Below are 15,973 nucleotides of genomic sequence, written 5' to 3'. Positions count from 1 at the left end.
AAGATAATCTTCATTATCCCTGGTCTTTAAATAGGATTAAATCAGAGAAAAAAATTTTGGTTGAGGACGCAAAAAGAACATAAAAATTTACTGTTTCTTAAGTGTTCCTTAAGGTTTGATCTTTATACTTAACCGCAACTAACAGGGAGTCTTGACGTGATGAATGTATTAATTATTGAAGATAATGCGTTTAATGCATTTTGTTTGTCTCGAATATTAGAGACAGTTATTCCTTCAGTTTCAGTAACTGTAGAAAATAATAGCCAAGATGCTTTATCGGCTATAGAACATCACGTGCCCGATCTGGTTATCCTTGATGGTGAGTTGAATTTACTCAATGAATTATCTACTCATGGTCCGCAGCTTGCTGCAATTCTTTTACAAAAACATCCTCAACTACCTCTTATAGCTTGGTCAGACTCCGAGTTTATGCGCGGCGCTTTTACTAAAGTTTTTATTCAAAATAACCGTATAGTTAATGAACACAACATTTGGTCTAAAACGGTTAGTTCCAACGATATCCGTAACACGGTCGATTATTACTTTGATGAATTAACTGGAAAAATAGCCCAACCATTCACTCATGCACTAGGTACCCAACGTCATACCAATTATCGTATGGATTGCATTTAAAAAATTAAATGCTTATGTATATACTGAATCAGAAAGTTATAAGTAACTCTGAGCTATAATTATTATATAAGCTATTTATCGCTCAACAGAAAAGTCCAATTTTTGGGAAGAAAATATAATGGAATATAATCGATTAAATTTTGAAATGCAGAAAGATCAAAATAATCAAGAAATGAATGTCCAATACGCTTCAAATGGAAAATCATATAAGAGAAAAAAATGTAACGCTAAAAAAAGAAAAAGCGTCCTTGAATTAGAGGAACAAATGTTTAAAGCAGAAGCTCATTATACAAAAAGTATCCTGCAAAGTATTTTGGAAAGTGCTATTGAATATTCTATTGTGGGCACAGATCTCAATGGGACAATTCTATTATGGAATGAAGGCGCTCGAAGTAATTATGGTTATCAAGCAGATGAGATGATCAACAAGAAAAATATTCTCATGTTACATACAGCGGATGACATAGAGTCGGGAGCGGCGCAAAAGTTTATGCAAACAGCCTTCGAACAAGGAAAGGCAGAAGGTATTTTTGAACGTGTTCGTAAGGATGGATCACGCTTCACGGCGTTTGTTACGTTATCCATACGGCGAGATGATGAGAATACGCCGATTGGTTATGCGATGATTTCCAAGGATATTACTGAAGCCAAACGAATTGAAAATGAACTTATCAAGAGTAATGAGGAGTTAGAACAATTCGCTTACATTACGTCACATGATTTAAAAGCACCCTTGCGAGCAATACAACGATTGGCTTGTTGGATTGAGGAAGATAATAAAGATAAACTCGATGAGAAATCCAAAGAGAACCTGATGTTGTTACGCAAACGTTCAATTCGTCTTGCCAATTTAATCGATGGAATATTGCAATATTCACGGGCTGGCAGAGTCGATTTAAATATTGAAATCGTTGATACCCAGGAAATTCTAAAGGATATCATTGATAGTCTTAATCCTGATAATCGATTTAAGATTAAATATCCGAAAAACTTCCCTATTTTTGAAACAGCGAAAACCCCATTGATTCAGGTACTTTCCAATTTAATTGGCAACAGTATCAAACATCATCATCAAAAAAACGGATCTATCTCGATTGATATTGATACTTTAGGTTCATTTTATCTTTTTACAGTGAAAGACGATGGCCCTGGAATTGATCCTGAATTTTTTGATAAAATTTTTGTCGTTTTCCAAACGCTTAAATCTCGAGATGAATTAGAAGCCACAGGAATTGGTTTAAGTATCGTAAAGAAAATTGTGGAGTCTCAAGGTGGAAAAGTAATGGTTCAATCTCACGTAGGCCATGGGACTATCATGTCCTTTACGTGGCCCAAATGTATTAAAAAAAACATAGTTGATAGTTAGGTATGCAACTTACTGTATTCAACGCAGGAGGCATGAATACTTAATCGTATCTACTTATTAAATAGCACTGCACAAGATGAAAATTACAGCAAAGTTCATCATTTTTAGACCTTACACTTTTGCTGAAAATGATGAGATGCCTATATGAAAATGTCTCTATAAAACCTATAGTTGGGTAAAAAATCCCTGCGCCTTGTATGTTGAATTTTGATTAATTATGATTATCATGTGGAAATTCCAGGAGATTCCAATAGTGATGTAAGGCACTCACTACTTCTTTAAAATCGGAAAACTGGAACGGTTTTATGATATATCCGGCAACATTTAAATTATAGGCGTCTATCTTATCCTGCTCATTATTTGAAGTCGTAAGAATAAAAATCAGCAACGATTTTAATTTATTATTCGAGCGGATGGTTTTCATAAATTCTATACCATTCATTTTAGGCATATTGATATCTAAAATAATTATTCTTGGTGTGGGGTGCAGTTTTTGTTCGCCTGCTTTCCCCAATAACATATTCAATGCATCTAAGCCATTAGTGGCTATGTGAAGCGGATTATTAATATTATATTTTTGAAATGTTCTTTGTATGTCTTGGATATCAACTTCATCATCATCTACTAGCATTAAGTTGATTGATTGATCAAATTGAAACATAGTCGATCCCTCAGTGTTCTATTTATATATAATTATAGGCAATAAAATAGTCATTATGGATGTAAGCAATACTATAATTATAAGGAGAGTCATTATTGACTCCGGTTTTTAGATATTTTTCTGAAGTCTGTTGACAATGGGTTCCCAAATGTCTACATGTGGCGTTAATGCGCAACATCCAGCTTTGTAAGAACCTAACTAGGGTCAAATTGATTCATTCCTATGGATCTGCTTAGCGCGTGGGGCATAGGAGGAGCATGAGAATCGTCAACAACCCTAAATTATTATTTGGCTTAGGGGCAATTTGAATATTGGAAAAGGGCAACAGGAGGACGATTATGAAACCCCAAGAAAATGCGGTCGATATTTTATATGTGGAGGATGATGTTGTTGATGTCCAGGGTGCAAAACGCCTATTCAAAAAAGTTAAAGAATCCTGCGCTATTGAAATTGCTTCTAATGGACAGGAAGCATTAAATAAATTATTTGGTCATGAAGGAGAAAAAAAAATATACCCTAAGGTGATTCTGCTCGATATTAATATCCCTAAAGTAAATGGGATCGATTTGCTTAAGATAATACGTCAAGAGCCTTCATTAGCTTTTGTAGAAGTATTTATTGTAACCAATGCTTATACTACAAAAGATAAACTTGCAACCAAAGACTTAAATGTTAGAGGTCAAATTATTAAACCTCTTGAGTACGGTGATGCATTAAATATTTATTGGGCAACTCAACACGCATAAGAGTGCCCAGTGAGACGAATATGGATCTAATGAGCTGCATCCCAATTGGCACCTGTACCAATAGAAACTACAAGTGGAACAGAAAGTGTAACGGTTTGCTCCATCAATTCACGAATTATTTCTTTACTTGATTCGATTGCATTTTTGTTAACCTCAAAAACCAATTCATCATGTACCTGCATGATCATTCTTGCTGGAGGTTTTTCATGAGAATTTTGCCATTTTGCAATACAAATCATGGCATTTTTTATAATATCTGCGGCAGTTCCTTGCATGGGGGCATTAATAGCAGTTCGTTCCGCAGCTTTTTGCCGCATTAAATTACGTGCATTGATTTCAGGTAAATATAAGCGTCTGCCAAATAATGTTTCTACATAACCTTGATGATGTGCTTGGTGACGAGTGCGATTCATGTATTCCAATACTTTAGGATAACGCTGAAAATAGGTGTCAATATAATGTTGTGCATCTTGACGCTCTACCCCAATTTGTTTCGCTAAACCAAAAGAAGACATTCCATAAATTAAACCAAAATTGATGGCCTTGGCTCGGCGACGTTGTTCATTGTTTATTTCTTCTAAAGGTATTTGAAAAATTTCGCTCGCAGTTGCTGCATGAACATCCCAGCCGTTAGCAAATGCTTTGAGCAGACTCTCATCTTGTGACAAATGCGCCATGATACGTAATTCAATTTGGGAGTAGTCCGCCGCAAGAATAATATTATCTTTAGGTGCGATGAATGCAGTGCGAATTAGCCTTCCTTCTTCACTGCGTATAGGAATGTTTTGCAGGTTGGGTTCGCTGGAAGAGAGTCTACCTGTGGCTGTGACCGCTTGGTTATAGGAAGTATGCACTCTATTTGTTTTGGGGTTAATTTTTTTAGGTAAGGCATCAATATATGTAGAAACTAACTTGGTTAAACTCCGGTACTCAAGAATGACAGCAGCAAGACGATAATCATACGCTAATTCTTGTAATACTGATTCTGCTGTTGATGGTTGTCCAGTAGGTGTTTTGGCAATAATAGGCAATTTATGCGAATCAAAAAGAATTTCTTGTAATTGTTTGGGTGAATTTAAATTAAAGGGCTTGCCTGCTAGATGCAAGGCTTCTTCTTCTAAGGTTTTGATGCGTTCTTTTAAGCGCTCTCCATGTTGATTTAGGGTTGTGGAGTCTATAAGAACTCCAATTCGTTCCATATCTGCAAGTACTGTCACTAATGGCATTTCAATATTGGCAAAAACATTGTGTACTGACTCTGGAATCAATGGATAGAGTTTATGATGGAGTTGCAACGTAATGTCTGCATCTTCTGCTGCATAAGCCCCTGCTTTATCCACAGGGATTTGGTCAAAACGAAGCTGTTTGACTCCTTTGCCTGCAATTTCTTCATAACTTATTGTTTTATGCCCTAAATATTTTAAAGCAAGGGAATCCATATCATGACGACCCGAACCACTGTTGAGGACATAGGATTCTAACATGGTGTCGTAATTAATCCCTTTTAACGTAATGTCATGATTTTTCAAAACAGAATAGTCGTATTTAAGATTTTGGCCGATTTTTTTTATGGTAGGGTTTTCCAAAATGGGTTTTAAAGCGGTTAATACCTCTTCACGCAGCAGCTGAGGACTGCCATCAGTATGAGTAAATGGAATATACGCTGCTTTACCTTCCTCAATTGCTAATGAAACTCCTACAACTTCTGCCATCATGATATCAAGGCTTGTAGTCTCTGTATCAATGCAAAATACGTCACATTGTTCTAATTGGTTTAACCAATGGCTTAACTGTTGATTCGTTGTAATTAATTCAAATGATGCTTGTACTTGTTTTGCGTTGTGATCATATGATTCTTCGTCACTTAAGAGCTCTTTTAGCCAGTTTTTGAACTCTAACTCCCGCATTAATGCAATTACACGTTCTTTATTCATTGCATTAGGTTTCAACTCACCCCAGCCTAAAGGTAAACTTACATCTGTTTTAATAGTGACTAATTGTTTAGATAGGGGGAGCTGAGGTATGCTTGCACGTAAATAGTCCCCGATTTTGCCCCCGATTTGATTGGCATTTTGAATTAGATTATCAAGGGTTTGGTATTCTGTGAGCCATTTAACTGCTGTTTTAGGGCCGCATTTGGTTACTCCTGGAACATTATCGACACTATCCCCAATGAGGGTTAAATAATCAATAACTTGATTGGGCGTGACGCCAAATTTTTCTTTGACCCCCGCAATGTCCATAGCCGAATTATTCATGGTGTTAATTAATGAAATATGTTCGTTGACAAGTTGGGCCATATCTTTATCGCCCGTAGAAATAACAACGGGTACACCTTGTTCGGTCGCTTGTATTGCTAAAGTGCCAATTACATCGTCTGCTTCAACACCTTCAATAATTAGAACAGGAATTCCCATGGCTTCTAATAATTCGACTAAGGGGGCAAATTGAGAGCTAAGCTCTTGCGGCATGGGGGGTCTGTGTGCTTTGTACTCAGGATACCACTCATCGCGGAATGTTTTTCCTTTTGCATCAAAGACCACAGCCAATTCCTCTGGTTGATAATCTTTAATGAGTTTTTTAATCATATTGACTACCCCATAGACTGCTCCTGTAGGCTGGCCCTTTGAGTTGGTCAAAGGAGGAAGCGCATGAAATGCACGGAAAAAATAGGATGAGCCATCAACCAAAATCAATGGGGAGGATGTCATAGTTACTCTGCCTCTTCTTTAGCTAACAGTTGCTTTTTCAACAAATCAACTTGTTCTGAAAGCGCTTTGATGTTTTTACGCATCAAGGGAATTCGATTAACACCAAGTTCATGTTGAATTGCAAGATCTTTGGGACGAGCAGGGTTTCCCAAATAAATATTTCCTTCTTTTAGATGCTTGTTTGGCGGCACACCGGTCCGTGCGCCTAGTATCACACCATTATCAATACGTACATGGTCACTGACACCAACATTTGCAGCAAAAATTACATTATTACCAGAGATCGTGCTTCCAGCGATACCAGTAAATCCGCAAAGGATATTGTGTTTCCCTAATTTAACGGAGTGCGCTACTTGGACCAGGTTATCAATTTTAGTTCCCTCGCCAATAACGGTTGAACCTATTGTGGCGCGATCTATAGCTGTATTTGCGCCTATTTCTACATCATCTTCGATAATCACATGCCCAACATGGGGAACTTTTTGGTGTTTGCCATCAATAAAGGTATAACCAAAACCATCAGAACCGATAACAGTAGAGGCATGAATGGTTACCCTGGAACCAATTCGACACTTATCATAGATAGTTACGTGCGGATGAATAGTAGTATGATCACCTAGGATCACCTGATGCCCAACATGAATATGACTTTTCAATACACAATGATTTCCTATAATGCTTCCGGCCTCGATCACTACATAAGGACCTATAAATACCTCATTCCCTAATTGAACTCCTTCTCCAATAACTGCAGTAGGATGAATGTTCGGAATGATTTTTGGGGGAGGATTAAATTGTTGTATTAAAGCGATAAAGGCATTGAATGGATGTTTTACTTGGATTAAGGGTTTGTTAGAACTCGAAACCTGCTGATTTACAAGTATAGCAGCTGCTTGTGATGCTTCTGCCTTTTTTACATTTTCAATACTATCGGCAAATACCAAGCTTCCAGGAGCAATTTCATCGATAGGTGATAGGAAAGAAATTCTTATCGAGTCATCACCAATGACTATCCCATGTACCTTATTTGCTATATCAGATAGTGAATAACTCATTTGTTGGCCTTTTTGTAAAATAGCTGATTATATACCCAAGAAACCTTCATTGCCACGGTTTAGGCGACTTGATTTTATCTCGTGGAGTTTACTCTGGAATAAGCGAAGTATAGAAAATCGGGCCCAAATATTGTATAAAACTAAACGGATTACATTAGGGGCTGTTGACGGTTTATTCTCTCTTCTGCTGTCCTGCGATTTGTGCTTATAAATCAAGCGATGTGAGCTTCTATTGGGCCAATATTGGGGCTTTGCCACGCAGGGGAAAATTAAGTGTGTAGGAACTGGAAGCCAATTGTTAACAAATTTTAGGATTTAATGATTGAAAATCAAAAGGATAGGTATGTTTAAACAACTAGTAGTCTGGGCGTTTTGTGCTTTATTTTCCGTGAATGTTTTTGCCGTAGACCCATATGCTCCAGTAGTACCTCAAGTATGGTCATCAATTATTACGATAAGCGGGGGGCCTGCATGGTCTGATCCGGGAAAAGATCAATACCTTTATCCTTATCCTGCACCCATGTTTAACTATTATATTGCTGATTCAGAATCTGATTTTTTAGGTACAGGTGAGATTTTTTTTGGGTTACAACGTTTTATTGGCGCAACTAATATCATTGGGCAATTGGGTCTTGGTGTTGCAGCAGCGAGTGATGCTTATCTTTCGGGGGTGGTGAATGTAAACGGCATTCCTAATGTTTATACCTATCAGTATAAGGTAAGCCATGTTCGTGCAGAAATGAAGGGTAAACTTATTGCCAATGGGTTTCAAACCGTACAACCTTATCTTAGTGGAAGTTTTGGTGTCGGTTGGAATCATTCTCATGACTATTCGTCTACTACAATAGATCCGGTTCTTTTCCCTACATATTGGTTTGGCACTAGCAGCGTTGTTGCTTTTTCTTATACTCTTGGAGCAGGTATCCAAAAGATGTTAACTCCTAATTGGCAAGTAGGTGTAGGGGCAGAGTTCGCCGATTGGGGAAAAAATTATTTAGGGGGTGATGATGCTACTACTCTTAATCAGGGTCCAGGCATGCCTCATTTATATACAACCGAATTGTTATTTAGTTTAAGCTATATGTTTTAAGTGTTAGTAAAATCCAAGAGCATTGCACGAAAAATAGGCCCCGAGGATAAGTTGTCGGGGCGTAGCCAAAAGGTGATTAAGAGACAGTATAAGAGCTCAAATATAACTGATTGTCTGAGCTACAGGACAGCACTTTTGTGAAGGGTGACGTTGTTTTAAAACTGACAAGCAATCCCAAAATATTAACGTTCATCAGGTTGCTTAAAATGCTTCGCCCTGACAATTTTGCATGTGTCATCAGTATTCCTAGCGTATGTATCTACGCAGAATTAAAGCAGTATTAGCACCTCCAAAGGCAAAATGGTTGGACAATGCTATATCAACAGATTTTCTTCGCGCTTGATGAGGAACATAATCCAGATCACAAGCCGGATCTGGAGTGTCTAAATTGATTGTTGGTAATAATAAATTATGTTGTAGACTTAAGCATGAGGAAATAATTTCCATCACTCCAGAGGCGCCTATAGAATGGCCTATCATCGCTTTTTGCGCAGTGACTGGAATTTCATAGGCCCTTTCCTTAAATACGGATTTAATCGTTTGAGTTTCCGTCGCGTCATTCAAGGTAGTTCCGGTCCCATGTGCTTTTATATATTGGATATCCTGAGGTGATACCCTTGCATCATCTAAGGCTGCTTGGATTGCGCGTTGCTGTCCTTCAGAAGAAGGGGCTGTGATGTGAAACGCATCACAACTAGCACCAAATCCGATGATTTCTGCAAAAATGGGAGCACCTCTTGCTTGCGCTTGGCTTAATTCTTCAAGAACTAAAATTCCAGCTCCTTCTGCCATGACCATTCCTTCACGATTAAGATCAAATGGACGACAGGCTTTGGCTGGATTCTCGTTATTAATAGACATTACTTTAAGCTTGCACCATGCAGACATCATGGATTCCCAAATAGGCGCCTCTGTTCCTCCACAGATAGCCGTAGAAATGATACCTTGAGAAATTTGCTGGTATGCTGCACCTATAGCATCAGCTGATGAAACGCATGCATTTGAAATTGTGGAGTTAGGCCCACCTATACCAAATGCAATAGCAATAAAGTTTGCAACGGAATTAGGCATTCCCCTAATTACAGTTAAAGGTTGCATTTTTTTCCAGTTATTGGTGAAAAACATCCTATAACTTGTTTCTGATTCAGGATAGCCTCCCATTCCTGTGCCTATGTACGTTCCGGCTTTGCGTAACTCGTGTTCAGTAAGTCCCGACTGTAATAATGCATTGTGCGTGCAATATAAGGCAAATTGGGCTACACGTACGTAGCGCTTATTTTTATTCAATTCAGGAAGATGCTCTAATGAAAAGTCAGTTATTTCACCTGCTATTTGGGTTGGATAAAGAGAGGGATCATAGTATTGAATGCGTTTTATTCCGCACTGTCCTTGACTTGCAGCCTCCCAGAATTTGCTAAGTCCAGTTCCTATGGAAGAAGTTACTTCCATACCGGTTATTACAACCCTTTTTTTCATTAATGATCCTTTAGTTTTTATCAACAGCAAACTCGTTCTTAAATAGAAGTATAAAAAATGAATGAGAATTGAATTGTTCCATTTTTTCAGTCCAATACTAAGGGGGGGCTTTAAATTTTGTCAAGTTCTATCTTGAGTAATCATTTATTAAGACCCTATTACTCCGGTTATTGACTCTAGCTAACCCAAAATTCGTGGCCATTTTATAGATTATTCTTTATTCCTATTAAAGGGATACAATCAATGTGGATGCATGCATCATGGGCTACAATTAATCAAAAATTATCTTTTCATGATAAAGCGGATGGAGGCGTAATTTGTTCACAGAAGTAACAATAAATGAAGCTCTTGAAGATATTGAAACCTTGAAAAATATTGATGAGTTTTCTCTGCTAAAAAAGAAGATATTGAGAATATGCTAAACCAACAGAAGTTATCACTTGACGGCTACAACAAGACAATCGGTCGTATCCCCTGATATTCTTATACACTTCACAACGCTACTTATCCGCTGGCTTAGATTCTCCTTTATTGCCTTGTTTCTGTTTTATGTGTTTTTCCAATTGGTGGAGATCGATTTCCCAATAATCACATGCATTTTGAGTGAGAAAACCAAGGCGAGAATATAAGCTGAGTGCTTTCTGATTATGTGTTTCCACATCGAGATTAAGATGGGGTTTCCCTTCACTTAAAGCAAAATTAATACAGTGCGCTATTAAAGCAGTTCCCAATCCTTTCCCTTGTCTTATTGGTAATACGGCAATATCAGAAAGTGTTGCTCCATGCTTTTGCCAACGTAAATGGGCTTTACCAACAAGGTGGTTGTCTTCAAAGGCGAGGATTATTTGATAGTTTCTATCACCGAGTATGTGTTCGAAACGTGGAATTAACTCTGCCTGTGTTTTAAAAAAACAGGATTCATCCAGAACACAAAGAAAAGGAATATCTTTATCGGTTGCAGTTCGAAAAGTTAAGTCCTTATTGTAATCAAGTAAAGGACTTAAATCATTTCGCTCCATATAGTATTCACTATGCATATAGGTGCATCCGAGATCAGGTAGCCAATGGTGATTTAAATGAGCCGGACTTGAAAATATTAATTTGAAAAAATTTTGCTCCTTTACAAGGGGTAAAATACTTCGAAGCAATTTTTTGGCTATGCCTTGACGACGATAAGAGGGATGGATCAGCAGTGAAATTTCAACAGCATCATCATAAAAAAAATACACACTTAAGAAACCGATTAATTTTTTGTTTTCATAGTCCAATAGAATGGTTGGAAAGTTTCTTTTTTGGGTTAATAAGTGAGTATATAAGTTAGGAACACTGCCATCGTTTTTTTTGCAGATGGCTTTTAATTGTTCTAGATCTTTAAGTTGATCCTCATTGAGTTGATTTGTATTGCTCAGCATAATTTTGTTAATTGTCACTATTTCTGTTAAGAATAGCTGGTTTTAATGAAATTTGCTCTTATTAATTGATTAAAAATGCAAATTTAGCACTGCAATAATAATTTCTAAAGTGATTAAAACGATAATGATTATTTCCAAATTATGGCCGTGTCGATTATCCAAGTAGTTGTTAAACATATCAAAGATTTCATTTAGAGTATCGAGACGATGATTGATTGCGTTGACGCGTCTTTGTATGTGCAAGTAGCGTTCAAGCATCGTAAAGTGTTCTTCTAATGTTGGATGTTGCCAAAAATATTTTGGGTGATAGAGAAAATTACTAATTAAGTTCATTTCGCTTTTCGCACCAAGAATTTCACCAATAATTTGCTGTATTTGTGTACGACTAATCTCCATTTCACCTGACAAGGAAAGTTTTTGAATCATGGGATTGTATTTTTCGATCAGCACTTCAATAATGGTTTCAAAATACTGCAACTTAACTGATTGAGAAAATCCATAAGACAGGCTAAGTTTCAACTCATCGCTATCATTTTCAATCGTTAAACAGTCTACATCAAAAAAATCATGGGGTTCTATAGTAGTTTTACTACCATATTGATAATGAAATTCATCATGGACCAAGAGAGCTACAGGTTTATCAATGAGGCTCTTAACAATATTCAAATAATCGTTAATTTGATAACGTTTGACTCCCCAAGAAACTACAGCGCCGTTTTTAAAAATAAATACGGTATGATTTTTATTATGATTAGCACTTAGCTTCAGTACATCGCGAGTTTTAATCGCTGTAAATTCACCAGAAGCGTTTTTAAAATAATTATCTACGCGTGTTAAATCAATTGACTTACCAATACAAAAACTTAAGCATTCCATGATGGTTATAATCCGCGAACTCAAAGCATTTAAAGATATATAAGAAATAATTTGCTGCATCAGCTCTAATTAAGATCAGATACAGCAAGATTATTTATATAGTATATAATAATTTCAGTAATTATCTCAAATGGCGTCAATGGATGCAAAAATGCCTTAGTTACTGTTTTTAAGATATGCTATCTGCTGTCTCGCGATTTAGATAAGTTCTTTTACGATCACTAGCACCACCTAACCATTGAGGACAAACTTCCAAAATTTCAGCGATTTTGTTGAGCTGATCATCTCCTGGAAGTATGTGACCAAAAATAAGGGAGTTTGCTAAATGACGTGAAACACCAAATACTTTAGATACAGCTTTTGTTTTTTCAGTTAACTCTTCCGGGAACCCTAAAGAAGCTAATTCGCGATTGAAACGTTGCGAAAATACTTTACTGTTCATTTTCTCACTCCATGAAAAAATATTTTTCAGCATCATGCTGCTACCACATACTAGTTGCTTACCCAGTCATAAGCTATGGTAAGAATGTTATAACTTATTTTTTTTCAATAGAAAAGTTCTTTTATTATGAAATCAATTAGTTATTTTTAGATTAAAAGCTTTTTTTTTGCATAAAAAGTTTATTTTTAATAATGTTGTGTGATTTTTTTCGATCAAAATCCGAATTAATTTATAATTTTTTACACTAATCGTATGAAATAGGGTATAATGCTGTGCTGAAATTCATTAGTGCTAAAAAATTTGTTAAAGTTATCAATTATTAAGGGCTGTTGCTAATTTATCTCCATGCCTCTACTTGGCTTGCTTTGTGCAGAGTAGATAATGAAATAGTCAATGTCTCTTAATTTTCTTGTTCCTTGGTATGGTTTAAGGATATAAACATGACAAGGAATATTTATTTCACGTTAGGAGCTAAAACAGAATGATGAAAGTAGCCTCGATTTTATTTGGTTTTGTTTTAACCGGCTTGGCATTTGCTAATGGTCCTAAAGAAATAACAACTCATACGGTGACTCTCTCAGGTTTGCAACCTGGAGAAGGTCGATATATTCGTAGCGATGTCTTCGAGAACAATAAATTCCAATCAGGTTATTATTTTTGTGCTGGCGCAGATAGTTTGCTTTATGACTTGCAATATGTTTTTTCGAAAAGCCAAGAACCATTTCATGCAGAACATTTAATTAAGTTTTCCATATGCCAAGATGAAACTATGGCACAATGTCACGAGTTTGCTGTAGATAAATACCTCACTTTTAGAAATCTCGATGGGTATTTGCAAAATGACGTGACTAAAACAACGGTAGATATTTCTCCATTAAAAACAGCTTATCAGTCCTGCGAACCAAATGCAGATATGGATGAGTTGGTCAAACAATCAATTTATGAAAATGATCGTCGCTTTGCCCGTATCGGTTAATTCATTATTTTTCTGCCAAACTTTCAGATAAAGATCTGTTGCGCGCTGCTGCACGTGCTGTTGTGTTAGCACGCGCAGCAGCGGTCATTATTTCTCATTTAACTCCCCTGAATTTGTCATTTTTTTGTTAAGTTTTAGCAAAATCATTACAAATAGTTGTGTAAAAGAACATTTAGATGGTTAAATTACGTGCATTTTTCGTTTGTCTATACATTAATTTGGAGGTTTATTGAATGAAAAAAATGAAAGTATTAGGTTGTTGTTCTTTGTTAATACTAGCATTGGATGCATACTCTTATCAAACTCGAGACAGTAAAATATATGATGACCAGGGCCAAGTTGTTCATGTTGATGGATTATCATGGTCTGGATTTCAAGATACGAATGTTCTTCAAGGATTACAAAGCAACTCCTTTTATGCAATTCCATCACTTCAATCTAATCCTAGATCTTTTGGGATGATGGATTTAATCAGTAAGCCCTGGGAGTTTCCTGATTCAGGTATTGATAAAAGCTCCGCTGTGTCGTTTAAAACCATACGTTTACCGATCCAACCCGAAGTGCTTTATGATGATCAACGTGAGGTAGATTTGAATAAATGGCTTTCAGATAAAGCCAAACCAAGTGCCGGGAATGGTATTTTTTGTAAAACCTGGCAGAGCAATGGCAGTGGCTGTGAGAAGGCAGTTAGCCCAAGAGAAGCTTTTTGGATTGTCTTACAAGAATTTAAAAAGAACAATATCAAAGTAATGATTGATATCCATCACCGTCAAGGGTATGGCGATGCAATGCGTGATGGAACGGTGTATGACATGGCGCAGTACGAGCAAGATATTGCTCTTTTAGCTAAAGAAATTAAAGAGCGCCAATTAGATAATGTTCTAGGCATTGATATTTTTAATGAGCCTTATCGTTTGAATTGGTTTAAAACACACGACTCTCAAGTCCCATGGACAAAAGTCATCGCAACTGCTGCAAATGCAGTGCAAAAGAATAATCCTGATTTATTGTTATTTGTAGAAGGACCAGATTCAGGCAATGATGATTCAAATAATCCCGTTATTTGTGTTCCTAAAGCACAAGTACCTGATGATAATGGATACAGTCATTCTCCCGATCCTTCGTTGTGCGGCACTCTTGAACGAGTTTTTTTCAAAGGCAATTGGGGCGAGGATTTTAAACCTTTGCTTAACGAGCAATTGGCTCAAAATGGGGTTGCTGTTTTTGACGCGGTTAAATTGAAAGAGCAGTTAGTTCAGCAAGGAATAAATCAATCTGCTCTGGAATGGTTAATGGGTGATGAACAAGCTCAAAATAGCCATTTAGTCTTTTCACCTCATGTATATCCTGCGGAAGTTGCTGGGTGGGAAACTTCGCCAGGCATGGCGAGCCAATTACGTTTTGATTGGTCATGGGGTTTTTTATATAAAGCGGGTTATCCTGTTGTTCTTGGCGAAGCGTCTTGGAAAACCGCAAAGGGCAAAGCATTTTTTACAAATTCATTAATGCCTTATTTACAAAATAATATGGAAACAAATAACCTCTTTTTCTGGGCAATTGGTTATCTTGGTGATACGGTAAGTGCTATAGATCCAAATTCAGGTAAACTTAATTTGGAAGTTCAACAAACCTTAAAACCATACTTTGATGATATTTAGGGTATTTATTTTGGAATGCTAAAAGCATCGCCTGGGTGAAAGGAATGCGACCCAGGCAAATCATTATGAAATAGCCTCAGTGATTAGAGCAATAATAATTAAATTCTTCTTGCTGTTGAGCTGAAGACTCACTCTGCTGCATATGAAAGAAACTATTAGAATACGTGTGTTTCTCTGGCTTATCTTCAATAATCATTTGATCTAATGGTAATCGTACCAAACACGTTTTCTACTAAAAACTCACGATCTGTGGCTTCACATTCCAGGAGACACAATCCCAGAGTTCAGAATGATCTTTATTTTCAAAGATGCATAATGCTCCGGTAGCAATCTTAATTCCATATTGTCCACTGAAAGCCGCAAAATTACCCGTCAAATAAGGTAAAAAACGCGCAACTCCGTTACTTGTGATGACCAAACATGTTTTTCCCATATACTTTGTGCGAAGCCGAATAGAAAAATCAAGCCAATTTTTGATGAGTGTTGCCGGATCAACATTCCAACCTTGAGGAACTATTGCCTGGGTTTCCCAGGCCCTCAACGCATCTTGTCCAATTCGAGCAATTACATGTTCTTCTGGTTGGTTTTCATCGGGCCCATAATCGATTTCGTTGAAAATGGACAAAGTTTCAATAGGCAAATCAGAACCCATAGTGCTTTGCGCTTGTTCTGCGGTCTGGATAGCGCGTTTTAATTTCGAGGTAAAAATCACATCAGGAATAAGATGCTGTTGCTTTAGGTAAGCACCTAGTAAACGCCCTTGAAGTAAGCCGCTTTCTACTAAAGGTAAATCAGTAGTGCCTACTCGACGAACAATATCGCTGGGAGCGAATGTGTTTCCATGACGAGCGACAAGTAATCGAGTGGTCAT

At 37.1% G+C, this 15,973-nt stretch carries 14 protein-coding genes; 6 read left to right on the top strand and 8 right to left on the bottom strand.

Features of this window, described 5'->3' with window-relative positions; genetic code table 11:
• The first annotated feature begins 159 nt into the window (after positions 1-159).
• Positions 160-633 carry a response regulator gene (locus tag EL220_RS17015; protein WP_027270513.1) on the top strand — a complete coding sequence of 158 codons (474 nt, stop codon included), beginning with the start codon at positions 160-162 and terminating at the stop codon, positions 631-633.
• A 118-nt stretch (positions 634-751) separates the two neighbouring features.
• Entirely contained in the window at positions 752-1,999 is a 1,248-nt protein-coding gene (locus EL220_RS17010) for a sensor histidine kinase (protein WP_027270514.1), read from the top strand.
• A 211-nt stretch (positions 2,000-2,210) separates the two neighbouring features.
• Here the strand turns inward: EL220_RS17010 and EL220_RS17005 are convergent, their stop codons facing one another.
• On the bottom strand, positions 2,211-2,660 hold the full coding sequence (locus EL220_RS17005) for a response regulator (protein ID WP_027270515.1): 450 nt from the start codon (positions 2,658-2,660) through the stop codon (positions 2,211-2,213).
• 338 nt (positions 2,661-2,998) lie between these two features.
• Between EL220_RS17005 and EL220_RS17000 the strand changes: the two genes are divergently transcribed.
• A complete protein-coding gene (locus tag EL220_RS17000) occupies positions 2,999-3,406 on the top strand; it encodes a response regulator (RefSeq protein WP_027270516.1) in 408 nt (135 codons plus the stop codon).
• 26 nt (positions 3,407-3,432) lie between these two features.
• Here the strand turns inward: EL220_RS17000 and polA are convergent, their stop codons facing one another.
• The gene (polA, locus tag EL220_RS16995; protein ID WP_027270517.1) at positions 3,433-6,117 is read right to left on the bottom strand and encodes a DNA polymerase I; all 2,685 of its coding nucleotides are present in this window, start codon (positions 6,115-6,117) and stop codon (positions 3,433-3,435) included.
• Between the two features lie 2 nt (positions 6,118-6,119).
• Positions 6,120-7,172, bottom strand: coding sequence for a UDP-3-O-(3-hydroxymyristoyl)glucosamine N-acyltransferase (lpxD, locus tag EL220_RS16990; RefSeq protein ID WP_027270518.1), 1,053 nt, complete (start codon positions 7,170-7,172; stop codon positions 6,120-6,122).
• Between the two features lie 343 nt (positions 7,173-7,515).
• Between lpxD and EL220_RS16985 the strand changes: the two genes are divergently transcribed.
• Positions 7,516-8,262 (top strand): outer membrane protein, encoded by a 747-nt coding sequence (locus EL220_RS16985; RefSeq protein ID WP_027270519.1) that lies wholly within the window; start codon positions 7,516-7,518, stop codon positions 8,260-8,262.
• Positions 8,263-8,508: 246 nt separating this feature from the next.
• On the opposite strand, the gene EL220_RS16980 is transcribed toward EL220_RS16985, so the two are convergent.
• The 4 genes from EL220_RS16980 to EL220_RS16965 all read right to left on the bottom strand — a co-directional run bounded on the left by EL220_RS16980 (position 8,509) and on the right by EL220_RS16965 (position 12,468).
• The gene (locus EL220_RS16980; RefSeq protein WP_027270520.1) at positions 8,509-9,738 is read right to left on the bottom strand and encodes a beta-ketoacyl-[acyl-carrier-protein] synthase family protein; all 1,230 of its coding nucleotides are present in this window, start codon (positions 9,736-9,738) and stop codon (positions 8,509-8,511) included.
• A 500-nt stretch (positions 9,739-10,238) separates the two neighbouring features.
• On the bottom strand, positions 10,239-11,150 hold the full coding sequence (locus tag EL220_RS16975) for a GNAT family N-acetyltransferase (RefSeq protein WP_027270521.1): 912 nt from the start codon (positions 11,148-11,150) through the stop codon (positions 10,239-10,241).
• Between the two features lie 69 nt (positions 11,151-11,219).
• Positions 11,220-12,026 (bottom strand): RMD1 family protein, encoded by an 807-nt coding sequence (locus EL220_RS16970; protein WP_027270522.1) that lies wholly within the window; start codon positions 12,024-12,026, stop codon positions 11,220-11,222.
• Between the two features lie 169 nt (positions 12,027-12,195).
• A complete protein-coding gene (locus EL220_RS16965; RefSeq protein ID WP_027270523.1) occupies positions 12,196-12,468 on the bottom strand; it encodes a hypothetical protein in 273 nt (90 codons plus the stop codon).
• Positions 12,469-12,949: 481 nt separating this feature from the next.
• On the opposite strand from EL220_RS16965, the gene EL220_RS16960 reads away from it, so the two are divergent.
• Together EL220_RS16960 and EL220_RS16955 are read left to right on the top strand one after the other, a co-directional pair.
• Complete coding sequence (locus tag EL220_RS16960) at positions 12,950-13,444, top strand: hypothetical protein (protein ID WP_027270524.1); 495 nt, start codon at positions 12,950-12,952, stop codon at positions 13,442-13,444.
• Positions 13,445-13,677: 233 nt separating this feature from the next.
• On the top strand, positions 13,678-15,102 hold the full coding sequence (locus EL220_RS16955; protein WP_027270525.1) for a cellulase family glycosylhydrolase: 1,425 nt from the start codon (positions 13,678-13,680) through the stop codon (positions 15,100-15,102).
• Positions 15,103-15,334: 232 nt separating this feature from the next.
• Here the strand turns inward: EL220_RS16955 and EL220_RS16950 are convergent, their stop codons facing one another.
• Positions 15,335-15,973: a histidine phosphatase family protein gene (locus EL220_RS16950; RefSeq protein ID WP_027270526.1), complete on the bottom strand. Its 639-nt coding sequence runs from the start codon at positions 15,971-15,973 to the stop codon at positions 15,335-15,337.

The sequence above is a fragment of the Legionella sainthelensi genome, from assembly GCF_900637685.1.
GTDB classification, from domain to species: domain Bacteria; phylum Pseudomonadota; class Gammaproteobacteria; order Legionellales; family Legionellaceae; genus Legionella; species Legionella sainthelensi.
The sequence above is the reverse complement of the archived record's forward strand: the minus strand, read 5'-3'. Positions and strand labels throughout refer to the sequence as shown.

Bases quoted from the DNA above. Each gene is read 5' to 3' on its own strand.
- EL220_RS17015 (WP_027270513.1), top strand. From the start codon at position 160: ATGAATGTATTAATTATTGAAGATAATGCGTTTAATGCATTTTGTTTG.
- EL220_RS16960 (WP_027270524.1), top strand. From the start codon at position 12,950: ATGATGAAAGTAGCCTCGATTTTATTTGGTTTTGTTTTAACCGGCTTG.
- EL220_RS16970 (WP_027270522.1), bottom strand. From the start codon at position 12,026: ATGGAATGCTTAAGTTTTTGTATTGGTAAGTCAATTGATTTAACACGC.
- EL220_RS17005 (WP_027270515.1), bottom strand. From the start codon at position 2,660: ATGTTTCAATTTGATCAATCAATCAACTTAATGCTAGTAGATGATGAT.
- lpxD (WP_027270518.1), bottom strand. From the start codon at position 7,172: ATGAGTTATTCACTATCTGATATAGCAAATAAGGTACATGGGATAGTC.
- EL220_RS16955 (WP_027270525.1), top strand. From the start codon at position 13,678: ATGAAAAAAATGAAAGTATTAGGTTGTTGTTCTTTGTTAATACTAGCA.
- EL220_RS17010 (WP_027270514.1), top strand. From the start codon at position 752: ATGGAATATAATCGATTAAATTTTGAAATGCAGAAAGATCAAAATAAT.
- EL220_RS17000 (WP_027270516.1), top strand. From the start codon at position 2,999: ATGAAACCCCAAGAAAATGCGGTCGATATTTTATATGTGGAGGATGAT.
- EL220_RS16980 (WP_027270520.1), bottom strand. From the start codon at position 9,738: ATGAAAAAAAGGGTTGTAATAACCGGTATGGAAGTAACTTCTTCCATA.
- EL220_RS16965 (WP_027270523.1), bottom strand. From the start codon at position 12,468: ATGAACAGTAAAGTATTTTCGCAACGTTTCAATCGCGAATTAGCTTCT.
- EL220_RS16985 (WP_027270519.1), top strand. From the start codon at position 7,516: ATGTTTAAACAACTAGTAGTCTGGGCGTTTTGTGCTTTATTTTCCGTG.
- EL220_RS16975 (WP_027270521.1), bottom strand. From the start codon at position 11,150: ATGCTGAGCAATACAAATCAACTCAATGAGGATCAACTTAAAGATCTA.
- EL220_RS16950 (WP_027270526.1), bottom strand. From the start codon at position 15,973: ATGACCACTCGATTACTTGTCGCTCGTCATGGAAACACATTCGCTCCC.
- polA (WP_027270517.1), bottom strand. From the start codon at position 6,117: ATGACATCCTCCCCATTGATTTTGGTTGATGGCTCATCCTATTTTTTC.